Consider the following 20,896-nt stretch of genomic DNA (forward strand, 5'->3'; position numbering starts at 1 on the left):
TGGACTTGCACCTGAACACACCGCCCAACATGACAAAACAACCAACGTCTGTCAACTACTCAGCCTAACCACTGCACTCGATTGATTAGCAAATAGACAGGTGAGATTTGTTAGTTTTACCGTATACAAACCGACTCAGCTATGACGACGCTTGCACTACTACCGCAACTGCCCCTCACACTCACCGAACGCAGCCTTGCCCCGGAGGTAATCCGGGCTGCCGCCACGTTTGAGGAATACCTGGCTTTCGCTGAACAGTGCGAGTACAATGTGGAATACATCAATGGAGAAATCATATCTATGAGTCAGGCATCGCTGCCCCATGAGTTGCTGGTTGGTCGTATCATCTATACCTTGATCAACCTGTTTGACAATGATGACCAACTAACCGTCTTCAGCAGCAATATCAAGCTATTCATCGAAGCCACCGGCGATTCGGTCAATGCCGACGTGACGATGGTGCAGGGGGCGCCCGACTACCTGCGCTTGCCCAGTGGTAACCTCTCAACGGCCACGGTCAAGAATCCGGTGCTGATCGTGGAAGTGCTTTCTGGTAGCACAATGGCCTTTGACCTGGGCGACAAACTGGACATTTATAAGCAGATCCCGTCACTGCAACAGGTGCTGTTTGTGAGCCAGCACAAGCCGTGGGTAAGCTCATATGCCCGCACCCCCAACCCCACTGAGTGGCTCAATACCAGCGTTCATGCCCTTACAGAGTCCATCACAGTGCTCGATAATACCGTCGCGTTGGCCGACCTTTACAAGAAATTTACGTTTTGATGAACATTGCCGTTTGGCATAATCTTCCCAGCGGTGGAGCCAGCCGCGCCCTCAATCAGCACATCAAAGGCCTGGCCGAACGGGGTCATCAGCTTACGGTCTACACCACCTCGATGGCCGACAGTGCCTACCTCGACGTAGACCGGTACGTGACCGCCACCCACGTGGTGCCGCTCGATATGACGCTTCGTTTCCGGCATCAGTACCGCGATCAGCTTCGGTCTATTGCCTATTTGCCCGATACGCAGATTGAACGGATGCTAACGGCATGCGCGCAATTGGCCGACAAGATCAATACCGGTGGGCACGACCTGCTGTTTGCCAACTCATGCCAGCAGTTTATGATGCCCTACATCGGGCGGTTTGTGCAGGGGCCAAAGCTGCTATATCTCCAGGAACCCAACCGGTCACTGTACGAGGCCTTCCCGAAGCAACGCTGGGCGGCGCTGCCTCCTGCCGCCGGGCGATGGCGCAACAAAGCCTACCGCAAGGCCTTTTGGCATGACCTCTTCGAACAGCGGCAGGCACGCGTACGGGTGCGCGAAGAACTGGCCAACTACCATACCTACGACCAGGTGCTGGTGAACTCGCACTTCAGCAATGAAAGCGTGGTGAAAGCCTACGGACATGGGGCCAATGTCTGCTACCTGGGTATCGACGCGGCGGTTTTTCCCGACCTAAAACTTCCCCGGAAACCCTTCGTACTAGGCCTGGGTGCCCTTTTTCCGCACAAACGTCCCGACACAGCCATCCAGACGCTGGCCCAACTGCCCGCCGCCACCCGGCCGCCGCTGGTGTGGGTGGGCAACATGGGCAACCGCGAGTACGTGGCCGAGATGCAGCAATTGGCCAACCGGCTGAACGTCGATTTTCAGACCCGCGAACGCATCGCGCAGGCTGAACTGGTGGAACTGCTCAACACGGCCTCGTGCCTGCTGTATACCTCTGAACTGGAGCCGTTTGGCTATGCCCCGCTGGAAGCCAACGCCTGCGGCCTGCCCACGGTGGCCATTGCCGAAGGCGGTATCCGCGAGACGGTCATTGACGGACAAAACGGCCTGCTCTGCCCCCGCAACCACGCCCAGCTTGCCGCCGCCGTGGCCCGGCTGCTAACCGACAAGGCGTTGTTTCAGCGCCTGTCTGAACAGGGCAAAGCCTGGGTGGCCGACAAATGGACCATCTACCAGGCCGTTGACCGGGTGGAAAACGAACTACAAAAAGTGCTGAACAACCAGCGTTACATTTAGAAATCGTTCACGTCATATTGGCCCGACACCACGCGCTGATAGTCGGGGTGGCGTTTGAGGTAGGTGGCCACAAACGGGCAGAGCGGCACGATTTTGAGCGAATGCGCGTCGACGTAGTCAAGCACCTGCTTCACCAGATTCGAGCCAATGCCCTGGCCTTCCAGGTCTGGATGAACCTCCGTATGGGTGAGGGCCAGCGTGTGGTCATCCACCCGCTCAAAAACCACCATCGACAGTTTGCCGTCGGTGCGCAGTTCAAAGCGGTGTTTGTCTTGGTTTAGCGCTACCGTTTGTTCAGAAGTACCCATAAAAAGCCATTGTCTGCGTGTGTTGATTGGTAGAAATGACTAACTTCCTTACCCAATTGTTCACCGTAAACCCTAAAAATCATGACTAATTCACTCCGCATCTGGGCCGTTCTCGGCCTGCTGACCCTTTCCTGGGCCTGTGCTCAGCGCCACTCGTCCGACGGCACGCAACAAGCCAGTCTGCTGCCGGTGATCGACACAACCGGCTCTGACCTGGACGCCGCCCAGGCGCAGGAATTTATTGCCGCCCACCCAAACGCAGTAATTCTTGACGTGCGCACTCCCGACGAGTTTCGGGCGGGGCACATCAGGCAGGCCACCAACATCAATCTCTACGATTCGCACTTCGCCAACCAGCTAGCCACCCTCGACCGGGGTAAGACCTACGTGGTGCACTGTGCGGCGGGCCTCCCCAATGGCCGCAGCCGCAAGGCTATAGCCCTGATGGATAGCCTGGGCTTTAAACAAACGCACCACCTGAACGGCGGCTTCAGCGCCTGGCAGCAGGCGGGACAGCCGGTAGTAAAACAGCCCTAGGGCTAGAGGTAACTGCCCGATTGCAGGTAGGTCTGCACGTAATCGTGAATACCTGCTTCGAGGGTATAAAACGGCCGCTCGTAGCCAATAGACCGCAGTTTGGCCATATTAGCCTGCGTGTAGTACTGGTACTTGTCACGAATGTCGGCGGGGGTGTCGATGAACTCGATCTGGGGTTGTAGGCCCATAGCCGCAAACGTGTTGTTGGCCAGATCGAGGAAAGGGCGGGCAATGCCGCTGCCCAGGTTGTAGATGCCCGAATTGCGGCGGTGGTGCATGAGGAATAAACACACCTCGACCACATCTTTCACGTACACAAAATCGCGCATTTGGCCGCCGTCGGTATAGTCTGGATTGTGCGACCGGAACAGCTTCATACTGCCCGTTTGGCCTATCTGCCGATGGGCGTGAAAAATGACCGATGCCATGCGCCCTTTGTGGTATTCGTTGGGGCCATAGACGTTGAAAAACTTCAATCCGGCCCAGAAAAACGGCTTTCGTTCCTGTTCAAGCGCCCAGATATCGAAGTTATTTTTTGACTCGCCGTAGGGGTTCAGCGGCTTCAGTTGCGAAATCAGCGACTCGTTGTCGTCGTAACCCAGTTCGCCCAGGCCATACGTAGCCGCCGATGAGGCGTAGACAAGCGGGATTTGGTATTCGATACATTTGGCCCAGATTTTCTGCGAATAGGCGACGTTTAAATGCTCGAAAACGGCATAATCAAACTCGGTGGTGTCGGTGCGGGCACCGATATGAAAAAGAAATTCAACCTCCTGATAATTAACGTCGAGCCAGTCGAAAAACTGCTCTCGATCTACGTATTCCTGAATATTTTTTCCGTCGAGATTAGGCTTTTTGTCGGGGTTTGAAAAGTCATCAACAGCGATGATATAATTGAAATTTTCCTGATTGAGCTTTTGTATTAAACAACTGCCGATGAACCCGGCAGCCCCCGTCACAATGATCATGAGACTCTTTTGTTAGACCTAAAATCGATAAGTACCTGACAACGAACCGTTACCTGATTGAAAAAGTGGGCATAAAGGTATCTGTTTTCGGGGTAGCAAACCATACCTTCATTCTAGATTTTGTGGTACTATTCCGCTACAAAGCACTATTATTGATAAATCAGTAAAGCTGGTTTTCCTGCATGGATAAACTTTTGTGTTTGGCTTCAATCAACCACTACTGCTGGTAGGGTAGCTCTTATACGTTTCTGATGGCTGTTGGGTTAACCAAAACCTGATTTGTACTTTCCCGATATGGACCAATATCCGTATTTTTGTGTTTTTCATCCCTACGGCGTTATCTGGCAACCGCCGCTAACAAACCAGATCTATGGTATACATCAGTCGAAAAGAGCATTTCAACGCCGCCCACCGGTTGTTTAATCCCAATTGGTCCGACGAGCGTAATAAGGACGTATTTGGCCCCTGCGCCAACCACAATTGGCACGGTCACAACTTTGAATTGATCGTGACCGTGAAAGGCGAACCCGACCCGGATACTGGTTTTGTAATTGACCTGAAAGTACTGGGCGACATCATCAAGCGCGATATCATCGAGGCCCTCGACCACAAAAACATCAACCTCGACGTGCCGTTTATGCAGGGCAAAATGGCGAGTTGCGAAGTGCTGGTCATGGAGATCTGGAAGATCCTCGATGCCGCCCTGCAACCCCTCACCGAAGCCCGCCTCCACCAGATTCGCCTCTTCGAAACCGAACGGAACTTTGTTGATTATTATGGAGAATAATCCATGACTTACTACCTCATTGCTGGTGAACGTTCGGGTGATTTGCACGGGGCCAACCTGATGGGCGGCATTCGGGCCAATGACCCGGCGGCGCGTTTCCGGGCGTGGGGGGGTGAACAGATGGCCGCCGCCGGGGCCGACGTGGTGCGTCACTACCGCGATCTTGCCTTTATGGGGTTTTGGGAAGTGGTAAAAAACCTGGGCACGATCAGGCGCTACCTGCGCGAATGCCAGGCCGACGTGGCCGCCTATCAGCCCGACGTGCTGATCCTGATCGACTATGCGGGGTTTAACCTGCGGATGGCGAAATGGGCCAAAAAACGCGGCATTCGGGTGTTTTACTACATCTCGCCGAAAGTATGGGCCTGGAATCAGCGTCGTGCTCTAACCATTAAAGCTAACGTTGACCGGCTGTTTGTGATTCTGCCATTTGAAAAAACGTTCTTCGAGCGTTACGACTATACCGTCGATTACGTAGGCAATCCCCTGCTCGACGCCCTGGCGCAGCACCGGCCCGACGAGCGTATTCGGTTCCAATTGGCGCAGTTTCGGGGGGCAAAGCAGTTGGTGGCACTGTTGCCCGGCAGCCGTCGGCAGGAGATCACGGCTATGTTACCTGTGATGCTCGAAACCACTCGACAGTTTCCCGATTACCGCTTTGTAGTGGGCACCGTTGATAACCTGCCCACCGACCTCTACGATGAGCTAATGGCCGATTACCCGGAGGTGGGGCGGGTGGCCAACGCGGCCTACGATCTGCTGGCTGTGAGCACAGCGGCGCTGGTTACGTCGGGCACGGCCACGCTCGAAACGGCGCTGCTGCGGGTGCCACAGGTGGTCTGCTACCGCACGTCGGCGGTGAACTACGCCATTGCCAAACGGGTCATTGCTGTGCCGTACCTCTCGCTGGTAAACCTGATTATGGACCAGCCACTGGTGACGGAGCTTATCCAGAAAACGCTGAACACTAGTCAGTTGGCCAACGAACTAAGCGCCATTTTGCCCGGCGGCACTCGCCGCGAAGCGGTGATGACCGGCTATGATGAACTCCAGCGCCGCATGGGCGAACCCGGTGCCTCGGCCCGCGCCGGAGCGGCCATGGTAAACGCTTTATGCAGTATGCAGTGAAGAGCAGTATGCAGTGGGCTGACGCAGAAGTATTCTTGCATCAGCCCACTGCATATTGTAGAACTGGTCACTGTAATCACTTCCTCGGCAGGCAGTTCTCGTCGGAGAGGGGGTGTGGGCGTACTTCCCAGTTGATTCTGCTGTTGAGCAGAACCCGCATTTCCTGCCGTTTCAGGACGTTGATATTGCCCGAATCGGTGGCGAAAATCAGTTTGTGCTGCGCCAGCACGGCATTAGCACGCCGCACCACCGACTGCGACAGGCTGTCTTCATAGGCGGGGTTACAGTGAATGAACGCCCACATATACGGGTTTAGCTGTCCCGTTTTTTCGTAGGTGCGACTATACTGCTGGAACCGCTTCAGCGACGTTTCGTACGATTCTTTTGGGTCAAGCTGCACCACGTTCGATTCGGGCGGCTGATTGTCGCCAATAGAAAATAGGATAAGCAGGCCAACAATCAGCCCGCCGCCAATGAGCAGGGGCCGGTTGTTGGGTCGCCGTGCCCGGTCAACCACATCACCGATCCGCACCCGGATCGGATTGCTAATGGGAGGTTTCGGCGGGGAGGTGACCGATACGGGAATCGAACCCGAGTTTAGGGTTGGTTTGTCAATGACCGGCTCATAAACAGCAGTCTCTGCGGCTACTGATTCGTCATTTATTACCTTCTCCGCTGTTGGTTCGTGCGGGTCTGGCACAGCTTCAGTAGCAGACGACCCAGCTATAACCGTCTCATTCACAACGGGTTGCCCAGCCTCTGGCTCCTCCTCATCAATACCATCGGCCGGGCGGTCGCTGGGGGGCGTGACTTCTGTTTCCAGCGCGTCGTCGAAGACAGACGCCGCCGGGGTGGGTTCGAACAAGTCGAGTTGGTTTTCAATAGGTGCTTCGGCAACGGGCTGGGGAGCTTCTTTTTCCACCAACACATCGCCGGTTTCGGTGCCTAGTTTTGCCGCTGCGGGGGCCACTTTCGACTTACCGAACCAGGACGAAAACAGGCCGGGCTTAGCTTTCTTCTCGACCACCGGCGCAGGCAGTTCGGCAGGTACAGGTTCGGCCACCAACGGTTCGATGACCGCAACGGGTGGTTTCTTAATCAGCCAATCTTCCTCATTATCAAACAGTTCCGTTTGCTGGCTGTCATAGCCGTTTACCTCGTCATCAGCTACGTCGGCGGGTGGTTCGGGCAAGGGGTCGTGACCGTTTATGCCCAGATTGGCAGCGGCCATCGGCTCGTCAACCTCAGTGATCACCAGCTCTTCTTCAGCAGCGTCGACCGTTAGCTTAGGCTCCACCTCCGACACTTTCTGATCGGAGTGGGTGAGGGCCAATTGTAGCCGGGCCTGTTGCAGCCAATGGGCCACATCGGGAATGGCAATCCGGTCGATGACGGGTTCGAGCACGTTGACCACGCCCGCCCAGTTTTGCTGCCGGAACGCCTGCTCAGCTTCCAGCAAATCGGGTTGCCAGACCAGCAAACTCAATAAATCTTTAGCCGACTGCACGCGCTCGTCGCGGCTGATAACCAGGCATTGCCGGATGATCTGCTGGTAGGGCTGACTGATCCGGCGCATGTCGTCGGGAAACCGATCTTCGCCCGCCTTGCGCCAAAATTCGTAGGCCTCTTCGCGCTGCGTTTCGGGAAATGACCGCCGGGCAATCATGTGTTTGCCCGTAATCAGTTCGTACAGAATGATCCCGAACGACCACAAATCGGCGTTGTAGTCAATATTTTCGGTGCGCAGCTGTTCGGGGGCCATGTAGGTGACTGTACCGATACGCATACTGTTTTGCACAAAAGCCTTGGCCGCTTCGGGGTAGTCGGTCATCATTTTGCTGATGCCAAAGTCGGCAATAACAGGCCGGAACGCGGTACCTTCCGCATCAGTGTAGCGCACCAACAGCACGTTTTCGGGCTTGATGTCGCGGTGAACGATGTTGTGGGTGTGAAGGTGATGCAGTCCCTGCAAAAACTCGTTCACAAACCGCTGCTGCTGGGTGGGGGTTAGCCCCTGCCACGATAGCGCCGGGCTGGTGAGGTTGCCGTCGCGGTAGAACCGCATGACCAGAAATTCGTAGGTACCAAAGGGCGTGGCGTAACGGCCATAATAGAGGTAGCGCACCACAAACCGGTTGGGTGGTACGGCCTGCGTGTGGGCATATTCTTTTTCCAGCGTCAGCGCATTGTCGTCTACGCTGTATAACCGGCGCTTGATGGCCACCTCTTCGTTAGTTTCCAGATCCACGCCGCGGTAGATTTCGCCATGTCCACCCCGGGCCAACGGCATACTATAATCACAGGCAAACTGCCGGGTGAAGTCGTCGTAGGTCAGAAACTGTTGCTTGCTATATTCCACGGTTCAGCGAGTGAGGTTGGGCCGATCTGTTCACGAAAATAACCGCCGGAACCAGTTTCGGTTCTCGGCCTGCCGCCAGCGTTCGTCGGCTTCTGAATCGCCTTCGGCCAGCAACTGAAACGAACTGTCGCTGGCGGCATCAGACACAGCATCAGGTGTTTTGGGCTGCCCATTGGCCGTGGCATAGTCAACGACTGGCTCCTGGACGTGTTCCACCAGTTCGTGGATGTCAGACTGCACCGGCCAGGAAGTGGCCACGGGCGCCGGGGCGGCGGGCATCTCGGCGGGTTCCGGCTCGGCCAGCACGGGCATCGGCACGGGTTCGGCCATGGGCTGCACGGTGGGAGCCATTACTGGAGCCACCATGGGCACTTCGTCGTCGGGGATAAGCGGGGTTGTTAGCGGGGCCACGTCGGCTACGCGGATGAGGTAGCCCGAGTAGTTGTCGCGTGAGCCGTCGGCGCAACAGGCCAGCATGGCGGCCACTTTCTCCTGATCCGACTGTATCGTATCGGCCAGCAGGGTGGTAAGTTGGTCTTTGCTGACGCACTCCAGCACGCCGTCGGTGCAGAGGAAAAAATAATCATCCGGGGCCACGTCCTGGGTTACGTAGACGGTGGCGGTGGTGGGGTTGGTGCTGCCCTGAATGGCCCGCGTGATTACGTTACGGCGGGGGTGGTTGGCGGCTTCCTCGGCCGTGATCTGTTTGGTGCGCACCAACTCGTTCACCAGCGAATGGTCGTCGGTCTGGTGCAGAATCTGGTTGTCGCGCACGTGATATACCCGGCTGTCGCCCACGTGGGCAATGGTGACGCCCCGGTCGTGCAGGCTGAGCATGGTCATCGTGGTCGACATGCCTGCCAGGTTGGCATCGGGTTCGTCGGCAATGGCCCGGTCAAAAGCGGCTTCGATGTAGAGCAGGGCCGCCCGCACAAACGACGAATCGACAGGATCGTCGGCGTGTTGTTTGGCGAACCGTTGCAGCGACTCACCGGCAATAAGGCTGGCCACTTCGCCGCGCTGCGCTCCGCCTACGCCATCGCACACCACAAAAAAGCGGTCGTGGTGCGTGGCACGGCCCACTGGCGGCACAATGTAGTCTTCATTGTTGTCGCGCCGCCCCTGCTGGGTGAATCCCACCGGCGGATAAATCGATACGACTCGGTTCATCTATTTCCCGTTCAAAGCCATCAACGTACGATCTATCTCGCCAATCTTTTCCGAAGCCATCAGCTTAAACGACCGCGTAAACTTCCGGTCGCTCGACAGCTTTTCCAGTTCGGCTTTCGAGGCAGCATACAGTTGGCGGCGTTTTGTCATTTCGTTGCCAAAGGCCAGCATATCGGCCTGCATTTTCTTGGAAACAGCCTCTTTATAATCCAACTCATCTTCCAGTGCTTTCACGTCGGCCTCCAGTTTCTTGCAGTCGCCCCCCCCGCCGCCACCCGCTGCTATGGCCGGTGCGCGACTGTCTTTGATGGCATTGATGGTGGCAATCTGGGTGTTCAGGTTGTCGACTTTCTCCTTCAAACCAGCGTTTTCGGCCTTCACCTTCGATACGTCGTCGGCGTTGTTCTTTATGTCTACCAGGGCAGACCGTTTGGCCAGGTAATTCCGCCGCTCGATGTTGATCCGGTAGAGGTAGGAACAGGCATTGTCGCGCATGGTGAGACGGGCACCCGTAAACAGGTTGTTGCGCTGGAACAGATCTACCCGCCCTTTGAAATCGCTATTCTGCTTTTCGGCGGCCTGCAACCACACGCTCCACGTTTCGCTGGAAGCCGTTTCGGCGGGGCGCTGAGCGTCAATTTCTTCCATGCGCTTCACATACGCCTGCAACGCGCTCATTTCTTTGGCCAGGGTCTGCTGCTCACTCACCGCCTTCTGGTTCAGGCTGCTCCCCCCCGATTTCTTGGCAATCTGGTACGTGATCCCCACCGGAATAGCCGTGATGAGGGCATAAACTAAGATGAAGTTGAACAACGATGCACTGCGCTCGGCTCGGTTAATGGGTTCCATGTGGGGATTTGGGATTTGGAAGGATTTACGATGTACGATTTACGAATTACGATTTATTGCTGACGCATGGGTTTGCTGTAGAGCAAAGGAATGCGTCAGCAATAAATCGTAATTCGTAAATCGTACATCGTAAATCCCTACTTCGTTTATTGAAAACTGTACCCTCCGCTGAACGGGTCGTTGACGCGTTCGGTGGGGCGGTCGGCGCGGTGGGTAGACCGGCGTTGGGTGTCGAAATCATAGTCGGTGTTTTCCTGACCAATGTATTCCAGCTCGGTCATGCGGCGGAAGATCACGCGAAAATACTCCCAACAGCGGTCCAGCAGGGGCAGGTGATCCTGAAGGTGAGCGTGGCGGTAACCCTTGGCAATCACCTCATTGATAGCCACTTCCACGGCGGCGGGTTCAATATTGGTCCAGCTCTGGAAGTAGGGCAACACCAGTTCGCGGGCCAGCGAGGGCGAGTTTTTGTCTTCCTCGCAGAGGCAGTCGAGCGTGGTTTTCAGCAGCCGGGTCATGCGCGTAATGCGCTTGAGATACTCCATCGGCGACTGTTCGCGCCCGCCAAACTGCAAGTGGTTCAGCACGTCGTCGGCACCTTCGGCCACATGCTGCGCCAGCACCCGAATCTGCTCGGCCAGCGGCCCGGCGCGGTAGGCCTGTTCGGTACGGCGTTTGCGCACCACTTTGGCCACAATCAGGTAGGCGTCGCGCTGTACTTCGGCCATGAGCTTATCAAACCGGTTGGCCCAGCCCAGCAAGCCCACGTAGCCGCTAATGGCCGCACAGGCCGGAATAAACGCCTCATCCTGAGCCACTTGCCCATACTTTACCGACAGTTGCCCCACCACCAGGTGGTACGATTCAAACGACGCCGAGGGGTAGTCGGGCGTGGCGGCGGCGCGGGTCATGCCCTCGGCTTCATACTGGTAGCCCGGCACCACGTTGAGGCGATACGTAGGCACCGAAAACGGCGGACGCGGAAACGGCTCATTATTGGCCGGGATACCTTCGGGCTGCCGCACAAACAAATCTACCGACAGCACCACCATTAACTGGAGTTCGTCGGCCATGGGGATGTTGTAATTTTCGAGCAGGGCGGTCAGGTTGGTCGACAGTTCCAGCGGCTGATTGATCAGCTCGATCCGGCAACCGGCCCCGGTAATGGCCCGGCAGTTGCTCAGTTGAATGCGGATATTCTGGTTGCGGTCGGTGATGACCTGAAGCCCAAACGCGGGGGCATCGGAGGCCAGCAGGCCGTAGTTGTAGTTGGTCAGGCCCAGGGCCGCCGTGTCGCGCAGGTGGTCGCTGACGAAGTGTTCAAAATCGGTGAAGTGCTTGCGGGCAATCTTCATCCCGTCTACCCAGTTTACCGGGTAATGTTCCAGTTTTGGCAGCATGGACCGTTGTGTGTGGCAAAAACAAGGCTTAATACACCACCAAAATAAGGTATTGGGGCTACTAGCCGCAGTTTATTTCTACTAAACGAATTACCTCCATAATATAGCTATACAAATCTGGCAAAAAAATTACCGTTCGGCAACGGTTGCAGTCGGGGCTGGAATTTCGCCGGTAGCCTCCCAATCGAGCAGCCACGTCTTATGCGGACCAGAGTGTTGCGAAAAGAACTGGTAGAATGGCAACATATCGCGCTGATAGTCGCCGGTGAGGTAGATGGGTTCGCTCAGCACAATCTCTTTGCGCGGAAAACTAAACCCGGTCAGGATAAGGGGGACGTTGGCTTTCAGGGCCATGTAATAAAAACCTGTTTTCAGCTTGCTCACATCCGAGCGCGTGCCTTCGGGCGTAATACAAACGTGGAGCCGTTTGTGGTGCGCGAAGGTATCGGCCATGGCATCGACCATGTTGGTGGCTTTTTGCCGGTAGACCGGTGTGCCGCCCAACGCCCGAAACAACCAGCCCGAATACCAGGTAAACAGGGAGCTTTTGGCCAGAAACCCCACATACACCTTTACCTCGTGCCGTATCCAGAGGCCAATCGGAAAGTCCCAGTTGGTGGTGTGCGGTGCTACAATCCAGAGTGCCTTGGGCACGGTGGGGTGCGGCCCGGTGATTCGCCAGCCCAACGCGTGGTAGATAAATTGCAGGATGGCTCCGATCATAGGGGAGGTAAGTCCAATGTTTAAGGTCTAAAGTCTAAAGTTGGCTGACGCAGGAGTATGCTTGCGTCAGCTAACTTTAGACTTTAGACCTTGAACATTAAACTCATTAATAGTTTCGCTCTTTGCTGACCAGCCAACGGCCGGCGATGAAAGCAGAAATCAGAAGTACGGCGTAGAAAATTAGTGTGCCGATAGTTGAATACGTGTCGTGTGTCATGTGTGTTGAACCAGATTCAGCCGCAAAGATAAATAAGGGAGTCTTCTGTTTTCAGCCTTCTGTCTTCAGTTGATCCCTAGTCGGTTAACGTGCCCCTGGAGTATATCGCTATATTTCTTAGCCTGCGCCGGTTGATTGGCCTCTTTGTAAGCTTCGGCAATGACCTGCAACGCATACAGTTCGTTACGCGGTGAGGCCGATTCATCATGCGTTTTTTCGTAGTAGCTTAACACCTGACTGGCCCGCAGGCTCATGGTGTCGGCAATCTGGGCGGCCTTTTTGGCGTCGTTCAGTTCCAGGTACAGTCGTACATAGCTGGCCGACACCTGGTCATACGGAATGCTGACGTCGGGCAGCACCGACATACTGTAGTCAAGCGCTTTTTTGGCCATGTCGGGCTTATTTTCACGGATGAGCTGGTCGGCGAGGCGGAAGAACGCGATCCGGGCCGAAATCACCGGCGACCCTTTGTAGGTGTCGTCGTAATACGAGTTCGGGTTGTTCATCTCGCGCCAGAACGTCTTGGTCATCATGTTTTTGTACATGACGTCTGAGTTCACGTAGCCGTCCTGCACCCCTGGCACGGCCACCGGCATGAGGCGATAGGCATAGCCTTCCAACTGCATGTGGTCGCGCAGGTTCAGGTAGCTTTCGTTGCCCAGCGTGGCCGAGAAATAGATGGGCCGCTGCCAGTTGTTGGTGGCAATCATATCGAGCATGATCAGGTCGGGCTTGTAGAGATTGCGCTCGCCAATGTTCCACGTCAGCGTGTCTTTCAGGTACGGACGCAGGGTGGCGGGTACGAAGTTTGCCTTATCCACGGCGGCTTTATCGATGGGCAAAAACAAGGTGGCCGAGGGCAGAATGCTGGCCGTTCCACCCGATTCGAGCGGGGCACGCACGGCGGGGTTGTTTTGCTTGATGAGGCTGATGTACTGCCGCAGGTCGATGCCGTTTTTCACGGCCGGGTTGGCATAAAACAGCACCACATCATTCACGCCCTTGTTGAACTGCTCCATATCGAGCGAGATGGGCAGCGCCTGCGATTCGTAGGTCTTGCGCTTCATCTGCTGAATGTACCACTCGGTGCCCAGCAGGCTCAGGTTACACACCCGCACGTCGCGGCGGAAGCCTTCTACCTCCTGCACGTACCAGAGCGGGAAGGTGTCGTTATCGCCGCCGGTGAACAGGATGGCGTTTGGCGCGCAGGAGTTGAGCAGGTTCTTGGCAAAATCGACCGAATGGTAACGGTGCGACCGGTCGTGGTTATCCCAGCTTTTGAACCCCATCATCAGCGGCACCAGCAGGGCTAACCCCGCCACGAGGCCGTTGCGCATTGCCCCATTTTTGATGGTCTTCTGTAGCCCCTCGGCCAGCGACATCACGCCCAGGCCAATCCAGATGGCAAAGAAATAGAATGACCCTACGTAGATGTAGTCCCGTTCGCGGGGTTCGGTGGGCGGCGAGTTCAGAAATATTTGCAGGGCAATGCCGGTGAAGAAAAACAGCAGCAGCACAATGAGGAAGTCACCCCGCCGCCTGAAGGCTTGAAACACAATCCCCAGCAACCCCAGAATGAGCGGCAGCATGTAGAAATTGTCGCGCCCTTTGTTGTGGGTAAGCGTATCGGGCAGGCCGACGTTGTTCGACCATGGCAGCAGATAGCCCGCCCCCTCGAAGTCGCTTTCGCGCCCGGCGAAGTTCCACATCAGGTACCGCGCCCACATGTGGCCCAGCTGGTAGGTAAAGAAAAAGCGGAGGTTGTCGCCAAACGTGGGTACCTGCCCTTCCTGTAGGCCCAGCCAGTTGCGGTAGCGTTCGGGGTGGTCCGACTGCGTGCTCCAGATGCGCGGAAACAGCATCTCGTCGCCCTTATTATAGATGTATTCGGGCTTATAATCGAACACCGTATAGCCCCCCGCCGATTTGATATAAACGGGTTCGCCGTCTTTCTTGTCGATGGGATTGCCCGCCGTATAGATTGGTCCAAACAGCAACGACCGGCTACCGTATTGTTCGCGCTTCAGGTACGAAATGAAGTTCAGCGCGTCGGCCGGGTCGTTTTCGTTGATCGGCGGATTATAGCTCGACCGCACCAGCACCTGGATAAACGAGGCGTAGCCGATGAGCACAAATGCAAACGCCAGCAGCCCCGTGTGCAGGGCTACCATGTGCTTCCGCCGTGAGCGAATGAGGCCGTAGATGAGCACACCAAAAAACAGAATCACAAACGCAATCATGCCAGTATTGTAGGGTAACCCCAGCACGTTTACGGCAAAGCGTTCCAGCGCAAACGCCGAGCTGGGCAGACCCGGAATAACGCCCGCATTGATGACCGCCAGAAACACCATGCCGATGCAAAAGGCCAGTGCCGTGCCCCAGAACGTGCTTTTTTCATAACGCGTGTCCGAGACCATGTTGGTGCGCATGAGCAAAAACAACGCGCCAATGACCAGTGCCAGGAATATGGTCCGCACGATCACGTCTTCGAGCCAGACCAGCCCAAAATACAGCGCAATGGCCGACACCAGCATCACGGCCATGTCGCGCGGCGACACGCGGTTGTAATGTTTGTAGTAGAAAATCATGGCCAGCGCGGGCAGCGTAACCAGGTTCAGCAAGTGAACGCCAATAGAGAGGCCTGTGAGGTAGGCAATGAGCAGCAGCCAGCGATTGGCCGTGGCTTCGTCCTGAATGCGCTCCCAGCGGAACGCCGCCCAGACCACCACCGCCGTGAAGAACGACGACAGGCCATATACTTCAGCTTCGACCGCCGAGAACCAGAACGTATCGGAGAAAGTATAGATCAGCGCACCCACCGCACCAGAGCCTACCACCAGCAGCGTATCGCCCAGGTCATAATCGGCTTCGGCTTTGTCCAGCGCTTTCTGTGCCAGCATGGTAATAGTCCAGAAGAGGAACAGGATCGTGGCCGCGCTACCCAGCACCGACACCATGTTGACCCAGTAGGCCACCTTGGTAACGTCGCCGCCGGAGAGGAGCGAAAACAGCCGACCCAGCAGCAGGAAGAAAGGCGCACCGGGTGGGTGGGGCACCTGTAGTTTATAGGCACAGGCAATGAACTCGCCGCAGTCCCAGAAGCTGGCTGTTCGCTCGACGGTGAGGGCGTAGGTGACAAACGCGATGGCAAAAATGACCCAGCCCGTTACGGTATTCAGGCGTTTATAAGCAAGCATGTTGTGTAGGATTGAACTGAACTATTGCCCAAAAATAACCAGAAGTGCCTTTTTCATCCTGTTAATTATTCCTAAAGCGAACGAGCGAAGGGTGGAAGCGTGAACTTACCCGCATCTCTGACCTGATTGATCTTGCCCGCAAGCAGGTGGTGACCACCGTCAACCTCGTTATGGTGCATACGTACTTCGAGATCGGACGGGCCATCGTGGAAGACGAACAGCATGGTAACGCCCGTGCCACATATGGGAAAAGCGTTTTAAAAGAGATTTCACAGGAACTTACCGGCCAGTTCGGGAAGGGATTTTCTGTCGACAACCTGGAGAACATGAGGCAGTTTTACCTCGTGTACTCAATTTCCGAGACAGTGTCTCGGAAATTCGTACTCTCCTGGTCGCACTACCTGATTCTGATGCGCATTGACAATCCAGACCAACGGAGCTTCTACGAAATCGAAAGTGCCGCTGGTAGCTGGAGCCTGCGCGAGTTACAACGGCAGATCGACAGTGCGCTCTATGAACGGCTGGCGCTAAGCCGCGATAAGCAACGGGTGAAAGAACTCAATAAGCTCTACCTGCCCGACAAGCAACTGCTTCAACAGAAATTGCTGGAATGGACAGCCCATTTCGACAACGAGTAGACAGACAACTGTACCCCTTTGCTCTTACACTCTTTCGCCATTCACTCTTTCGCTCAAGGTGCCGCTACCTGCATGAGCACGCCGCAGACGTAGCCCATGTAAGTGCCCACGGCGTAGCCCAGGATGGCCATGAGCACACCCACCGGAGCCAGCGCGGGATGGAACGCCGCCGCGACGATGGGGGCCGTGGCCGGGCCGCCGATGCAGGCCTGACTACCCACCGCCAGGAAAAAATACGGTGCCCGCAACAGCCGACACACCAGCAGCATGATGCCCACGTGGAAGGCCATCCAGAGCAGGGCCACCAGCACCAGTCCGGGGTTATCGGCAATGGCCAGGATGTTCATTTTCAGGCCAATGGTGGCAATCATCACGTAGAGCAGCACCGTGGCAATGGTAGACGCTCCTGCGTTTTCTAGCCGCCGCAACCGGGTAAACGACAACCCTACGCCAATGGCTGTAGCCAGGCCAACAAGCCAGAAAAAGGGCGTACCCAGGCTGAACCGGCTTAATACAGGCAGGTTAGTGTTGATGTACTGGGCCAATGGGTTGGCAATGGCGGTGGCGAGGGCCGTGGCACCAAACCCTACCGCCAGCACCTGCACCAGTTGGGTTACGGTGGCCGGTTCTGACGGCTGTGCCCGTTTTTGTGCTTCCACCCGCTGCCGCACATCGTCGACGGCCGAGGCGTCGGCACCCAGCCAACGGTCAATGCGCGGCGCGCGGGCGGCTCCGTAGAGTAGCACTCCCAGCCACAGGTTGGCCACCAGCACGTCGACGGTGACAATGGCCGAAAACAAGGCGTTGCTGGGCTGGAACACTTCTTTGAGCGCGGTTTGGTTAGCCCCGCCGCCAATCCAGGTGCCCGCCAGGGTGGCCAATCCGCGCCAGACGGCATCGGGCCCCACGCCCCCCACCAGCGAAGGTGCCACGTGCGCCAGCGTCCAGACCGCCAGGGGACCACCCAGCATGATACTCACCGCCGACGCCCCAAACAGGATCACCGCCGTGCGGCCCAACCGCCGAAACGCGCCAATGTCGATACCCAGCGTAAACAGCACCAGGCTACAGGGCAGCAGCACCCGCGTTACCACCGTATACAGGGAATCGACGGCGGCGAGGTCGGCCAGTTTGGCGGTGTTGAGCAGGGAGGGGATAAAATAGCAGAGGAGCGTGGTGGGCACGATTTCGTAGAACCGCTGCCAAAAGGGCCGTTGGCTATTGGCCGTAGTGAGCACGGCGGCAATAATCAGAAAGAGAAGGCCGAGGAGAGTTGTAGTAGTCATTTATTGTCATTCGGTGGTCATTTGCTTCGCGTCATTTAGTGTCATTCGATGGTCATTAGGTTGTCAGTTGCAGCGAATGCTAATTGAATGACGCGAAGCAAATGACCACCGAATGACAATAAATGACGCGAAGCGTATAAACAAACAACGCCGGCCTCAAACTGAGCCGGCGTGTCGTAATTACACTTCATCAACAAACTAAAAACCAAATAGCTGTAGGAGGGGGACTCGAACCACCCACGGTGCGGTTAGCTACAGTACAACTTCTGGTGGTCAACCCCAGTCGCTCCTAAGAAACGAGTTCCGCAAAGCGGCATTATACTGCGTTTATCCCTTATCACCACCCCCGAGACAGGAGGGCACGTCTGCCAATTTCGACACCCTACAATGAAAAATAGAACGTTGCCTCGTCTTTACTCTCCGGGCGTCTCATTTCCCGATTAACTCGACATGACAAAGATAAAGGCCCGCTGAGCGTTTTTGCAAGTATCTCATAAATATTCACGAAAATTTATCGCATTTTCAAAAATTACCTACATTTGTTATGAACTCATCAAAAACTCAATGGAAAAGGGGGGCAAAAATTTTGAAATTGATAACGTCGATCTTAAAATCTTGAACCTGCTCATGCAGGATGCCACGATGGCCTACACCGAAATTGGCAAACGGATCTTCGTGTCGGGCGGTACGGTACACGTGCGGATGAAAAAAATGGAAGATATGGGCATCGTGCGCGGGTCGCAGCTCATCATCGACCATACCAAGCTCGGCTGGGATATCAGCGCCTTTTTGGGCATCTACCTCGACAAGAGTTCGTTATACGAAGAAGTGGCCGTGCAGTTGATGAAGATCCCCGAAGTGGTCAACGTGCACTACACCACCGGCATCTACAGCATCTTTGCCAAGATCGTGTGCCGCGATACCCTCCACCTCCGCGAGGTGCTGCACGACAAAATTCAGAAAGTGACGGGTATTCAGCGCACAGAGACGTTTATTTCGCTCGAAGAAAGCGTGAACCGCCCCGTACCCTTCGCCGACACGAACCTGGCAGAAGCTGTAGACAACGGGTAACGACCCCTCGCCACCATGCTCGCTGCTCTTACCCAAACCCTCCGGCAACCCCGGCTCTTACTACTTCTTTACGGTCTCACCCTGCTCCTGGCCCTCCCCCCTACCCTGGGCCTTTTTGGAGCTATCAACACCGAATTCGACCGGTCGCTGGCCCCGCTGACCCTGCTCGACGGTTTCGACTACACGGTTTTTTCTGATTTCATAAACCACCATAGCGGGGCCATTTGGCCACTGCTGCGCACAGGCTGGTACGTCGCGCTGGTCTACCTGCTCACCACCATCTGGACCACCGGCGGCGTGCTCAGCAGCTTCATGACTGACTACCGGGCGGCGTCGTTCTGGCAGTCGGCCACGTATTATTTCGGGCGAAATGCGCGGCTCTTTGGCGTAACGCTGCTGTTTGCCCTGCCCCTGCTGGTGGGATCGTTGCTGGTGGGATCGCTGCTGGTGATTGCCACCGAAGACACCCTCACTGAGCGGGGCATTGCCTTCATTTGCCTGGGTGTGCTGGTCATTTTTTTACTCCTGCTGGCCCTGCTCTTTTGCGTGGCCAACTACGCCAAAGTCATCCTTTTCCGCACCGACGATGCCGTGGCATTTCGGGCGTTTGGCGTGGCAGGCCGGTTTGTGCTGGCCAATCTCTTGGCTACATTCGGGCCGTACCTGCTCATTCTGGCCGTGGGCGGCGCTTTGTTGGCCCTGTATTTCCTGATTGAAGCCGCCCTACCCACCCGCAACTGGCTGATGATCGGGTTGCTCACATTGGTGCAACAAGCCGTTGTGTTGGGGCGAATAACCTTGAAAATATGGGCCTTGCGCGTGGCATTTGACCAGGTCAAACGCTAAAATTGGTCCGTAAACGCCTAAACTTGTAGTATGCAATCTGCCACTTCCTCTAAACCGGCTAACGCCACCGTCGGCCTCTTCAGCTTACCCGTCATCGTAGCCGCCCTGGGTTACTTCGTCGACATCTACGACCTGCTTCTTTTCGGCATCGTGCGCGTACCCAGCCTTAAATCGCTCGCCCTCACGCCCGACCAGATTTCGACCGAGGGCACGCATATTTTCAACTGGCAGATGGGTGGTCTACTGCTGGGCGGCATCCTCTGGGGTGTGCTGGGCGACAAGCGCGGTCGGCTGTCCGTGCTGTTTGGCTCCATCATCACCTATTCGCTGGCCAACATCGCCTGCGGCTTTATCCCCAAAGTGACCTTTATGGACCCCCTCACCTACTACGCCCTAATGCGGTTTGTGGCGGGCGTAGGGCTGGCCGGCGAACTGGGTGCGGGCATTACCCTCGTGAGTGAGGTGCTACCTACCCGGTTGCGGGCCGTGGGCACGTCGCTAGTGGCGGGGGTAGGCCTTTCCGGGGCCGTGGTGGCCTATTTCACCGTCAAACTCTTCGACTGGTCAACGGCCTATTTCATTGGCGGTAGCCTGGGCTTTGGCCTGCTGCTACTGCGCGTGGGCGTGGTCGAATCGGGCATGTTTGCGCAGGTGTCGGCCAACGATGCGGTGAAAAAGGGTGATTTCGGGGCATTTTTCACGAATAAAGACCGCTTTGCCCGCTACATGAAATGCATCGGCATTGGCATCCCCACCTGGTTTGTGATTGGCATCCTGGCCACGTTTGCCAACGAGTTTGGCACCGCGCTGGGCATTCGGGAAGAAGTAAAACCGGGTCTGGCCATCATGTGGTGCTACATCGGCCTCTCCACTGGCGATCTGGCCAGCGGGTTCATCAGTCAGGCACTGGCGTCGCGCAAAAAAGCCGTGACGGGGCTGATGCTCTTTACCGTGCTGGCCACGCTGGTGTATCTCTTCGTTGGACTAAAAACGGCCCTTGCCCTCTACCTGACGTGTTTGGCGCTCGGTTTCGGCATTGGCTACTGGGCCATGTTCGTTACTATCGGGGCCGAGCAGTTTGGTACCAACCTCCGCGCCACGGCCGCCACCACCGTGCCCAATATGGTGCGCGGCCTCACCATCCCGATGACGCTGCTCTACCAATACCTGAAGCCTAATGCCACCGTCATCGGTGCCGGGGCTATCGTGGGCCTCATCGCCTTCGCCCTTGGCTTCTACAGCATCCTCACCATCCCCGAAACCCATGGGAAAGAGCTGGATTTTGTGGAGTAAATTGATTTACGATTTGGGATGTACGACTTACGATTTGTTGCTTACGCAGGCGTAACCCCCCGCCCTAAAGGGTGCCCGCTGGCGCACGA

The 20,896-nt window shown here is 56.1% G+C and carries 18 protein-coding genes; 9 read left to right on the plus strand and 9 right to left on the minus strand.

The features are described from left to right. The first annotated feature begins 141 nt into the window (after nucleotides 1-141). Both J2I48_RS21840 and J2I48_RS21845 read left to right on the plus strand, forming a co-directional pair. Nucleotides 142-783 carry a Uma2 family endonuclease gene (locus tag J2I48_RS21840; protein ID WP_207337623.1) on the plus strand — a complete coding sequence of 214 codons (642 nt, stop codon included), beginning with the start codon at nucleotides 142-144 and terminating at the stop codon, nucleotides 781-783. Then, nucleotides 783-2,030, plus strand: a complete 1,248-nt coding sequence (locus J2I48_RS21845; protein WP_207337624.1) for a glycosyltransferase family 4 protein — start codon at nucleotides 783-785, stop codon at nucleotides 2,028-2,030. Before J2I48_RS21840 ends, J2I48_RS21845 begins: the two co-directional genes overlap by 1 nt. Here the strand turns inward: J2I48_RS21845 and J2I48_RS21850 are convergent. After that, a complete protein-coding gene (locus tag J2I48_RS21850) occupies nucleotides 2,027-2,338 on the minus strand; it encodes a GNAT family N-acetyltransferase (RefSeq protein ID WP_207337625.1) in 312 nt (103 codons plus the stop codon). The two genes, J2I48_RS21845 and J2I48_RS21850, sit on opposite strands and share 4 nt — an antisense overlap. A gap of 81 nt (nucleotides 2,339-2,419) precedes the next feature. Here J2I48_RS21850 and J2I48_RS21855 point away from each other — a divergent pair, with 81 nt between their 5' ends. Continuing rightward, nucleotides 2,420-2,875 (plus strand): rhodanese-like domain-containing protein, encoded by a 456-nt coding sequence (locus tag J2I48_RS21855; protein ID WP_207337626.1) that lies wholly within the window; start codon nucleotides 2,420-2,422, stop codon nucleotides 2,873-2,875. Nucleotides 2,876-2,877: 2 nt separating this feature from the next. Here the strand turns inward: J2I48_RS21855 and rfaD are convergent, their stop codons facing one another. Then, nucleotides 2,878-3,843, minus strand: coding sequence for an ADP-glyceromanno-heptose 6-epimerase (rfaD, locus tag J2I48_RS21860; RefSeq protein ID WP_207337627.1), 966 nt, complete (start codon nucleotides 3,841-3,843; stop codon nucleotides 2,878-2,880). Nucleotides 3,844-4,213: 370 nt separating this feature from the next. Here rfaD and J2I48_RS21865 point away from each other — a divergent pair, with 370 nt between their 5' ends. Together J2I48_RS21865 and lpxB are read left to right on the plus strand one after the other, a co-directional pair. Further along, nucleotides 4,214-4,630, plus strand: coding sequence for a 6-pyruvoyl trahydropterin synthase family protein (locus J2I48_RS21865; RefSeq protein WP_207337628.1), 417 nt, complete (start codon nucleotides 4,214-4,216; stop codon nucleotides 4,628-4,630). A 3-nt stretch (nucleotides 4,631-4,633) separates the two neighbouring features. Then, nucleotides 4,634-5,758 (plus strand): lipid-A-disaccharide synthase, encoded by a 1,125-nt coding sequence (gene lpxB / locus J2I48_RS21870; protein WP_207337629.1) that lies wholly within the window; start codon nucleotides 4,634-4,636, stop codon nucleotides 5,756-5,758. A gap of 76 nt (nucleotides 5,759-5,834) precedes the next feature. Here the strand turns inward: lpxB and J2I48_RS21875 are convergent, their stop codons facing one another. The 6 genes from J2I48_RS21875 to J2I48_RS21900 all read right to left on the minus strand — a co-directional run bounded on the left by J2I48_RS21875 (nucleotide 5,835) and on the right by J2I48_RS21900 (nucleotide 15,673). After that, on the minus strand, nucleotides 5,835-8,117 hold the full coding sequence (locus tag J2I48_RS21875; protein ID WP_207337630.1) for a serine/threonine-protein kinase: 2,283 nt from the start codon (nucleotides 8,115-8,117) through the stop codon (nucleotides 5,835-5,837). Nucleotides 8,118-8,147: 30 nt separating this feature from the next. Then, nucleotides 8,148-9,287: a PP2C family protein-serine/threonine phosphatase gene (locus J2I48_RS21880; RefSeq protein WP_207337631.1), complete on the minus strand. Its 1,140-nt coding sequence runs from the start codon at nucleotides 9,285-9,287 to the stop codon at nucleotides 8,148-8,150. Further along, entirely contained in the window at nucleotides 9,288-10,136 is an 849-nt protein-coding gene (locus J2I48_RS21885) for a hypothetical protein (protein WP_207337632.1), read from the minus strand. A gap of 146 nt (nucleotides 10,137-10,282) precedes the next feature. Continuing rightward, complete coding sequence (locus J2I48_RS21890; RefSeq protein WP_207337633.1) at nucleotides 10,283-11,536, minus strand: hypothetical protein; 1,254 nt, start codon at nucleotides 11,534-11,536, stop codon at nucleotides 10,283-10,285. A 129-nt stretch (nucleotides 11,537-11,665) separates the two neighbouring features. Further along, nucleotides 11,666-12,259, minus strand: coding sequence for a 1-acyl-sn-glycerol-3-phosphate acyltransferase (locus J2I48_RS21895; protein WP_207337634.1), 594 nt, complete (start codon nucleotides 12,257-12,259; stop codon nucleotides 11,666-11,668). Between the two features lie 282 nt (nucleotides 12,260-12,541). Continuing rightward, on the minus strand, nucleotides 12,542-15,673 hold the full coding sequence (locus J2I48_RS21900; protein WP_207337635.1) for a glycosyltransferase family 117 protein: 3,132 nt from the start codon (nucleotides 15,671-15,673) through the stop codon (nucleotides 12,542-12,544). A 125-nt stretch (nucleotides 15,674-15,798) separates the two neighbouring features. Between J2I48_RS21900 and J2I48_RS21905 the strand changes: the two genes are divergently transcribed. Continuing rightward, on the plus strand, nucleotides 15,799-16,311 hold the full coding sequence (locus J2I48_RS21905; protein ID WP_310587300.1) for a DUF1016 N-terminal domain-containing protein: 513 nt from the start codon (nucleotides 15,799-15,801) through the stop codon (nucleotides 16,309-16,311). Nucleotides 16,312-16,364: 53 nt separating this feature from the next. On the opposite strand, the gene J2I48_RS21910 is transcribed toward J2I48_RS21905, so the two are convergent. Beyond that, entirely contained in the window at nucleotides 16,365-17,597 is a 1,233-nt protein-coding gene (locus J2I48_RS21910; protein WP_207337637.1) for a DUF819 family protein, read from the minus strand. A 564-nt stretch (nucleotides 17,598-18,161) separates the two neighbouring features. Between J2I48_RS21910 and J2I48_RS21915 the strand changes: the two genes are divergently transcribed. The 3 genes from J2I48_RS21915 to J2I48_RS21925 are packed head-to-tail and all read left to right on the plus strand — an operon-like array spanning nucleotide 18,162 to nucleotide 20,807. Then, nucleotides 18,162-18,668 (plus strand): Lrp/AsnC ligand binding domain-containing protein, encoded by a 507-nt coding sequence (locus J2I48_RS21915; protein WP_207337638.1) that lies wholly within the window; start codon nucleotides 18,162-18,164, stop codon nucleotides 18,666-18,668. 15 nt (nucleotides 18,669-18,683) lie between these two features. Next, entirely contained in the window at nucleotides 18,684-19,514 is an 831-nt protein-coding gene (locus J2I48_RS21920) for a hypothetical protein (protein WP_207337639.1), read from the plus strand. 30 nt (nucleotides 19,515-19,544) lie between these two features. Then, nucleotides 19,545-20,807: an MFS transporter gene (locus J2I48_RS21925; protein ID WP_207337640.1), complete on the plus strand. Its 1,263-nt coding sequence runs from the start codon at nucleotides 19,545-19,547 to the stop codon at nucleotides 20,805-20,807. Nucleotides 20,808-20,896: the final 89 nt, after the last annotated feature.

Origin of the sequence: Fibrella aquatilis, assembly GCF_017353255.1 — a bacterium.
In the GTDB taxonomy this organism is placed as follows: domain Bacteria; phylum Bacteroidota; class Bacteroidia; order Cytophagales; family Spirosomataceae; genus Fibrella; species Fibrella aquatilis.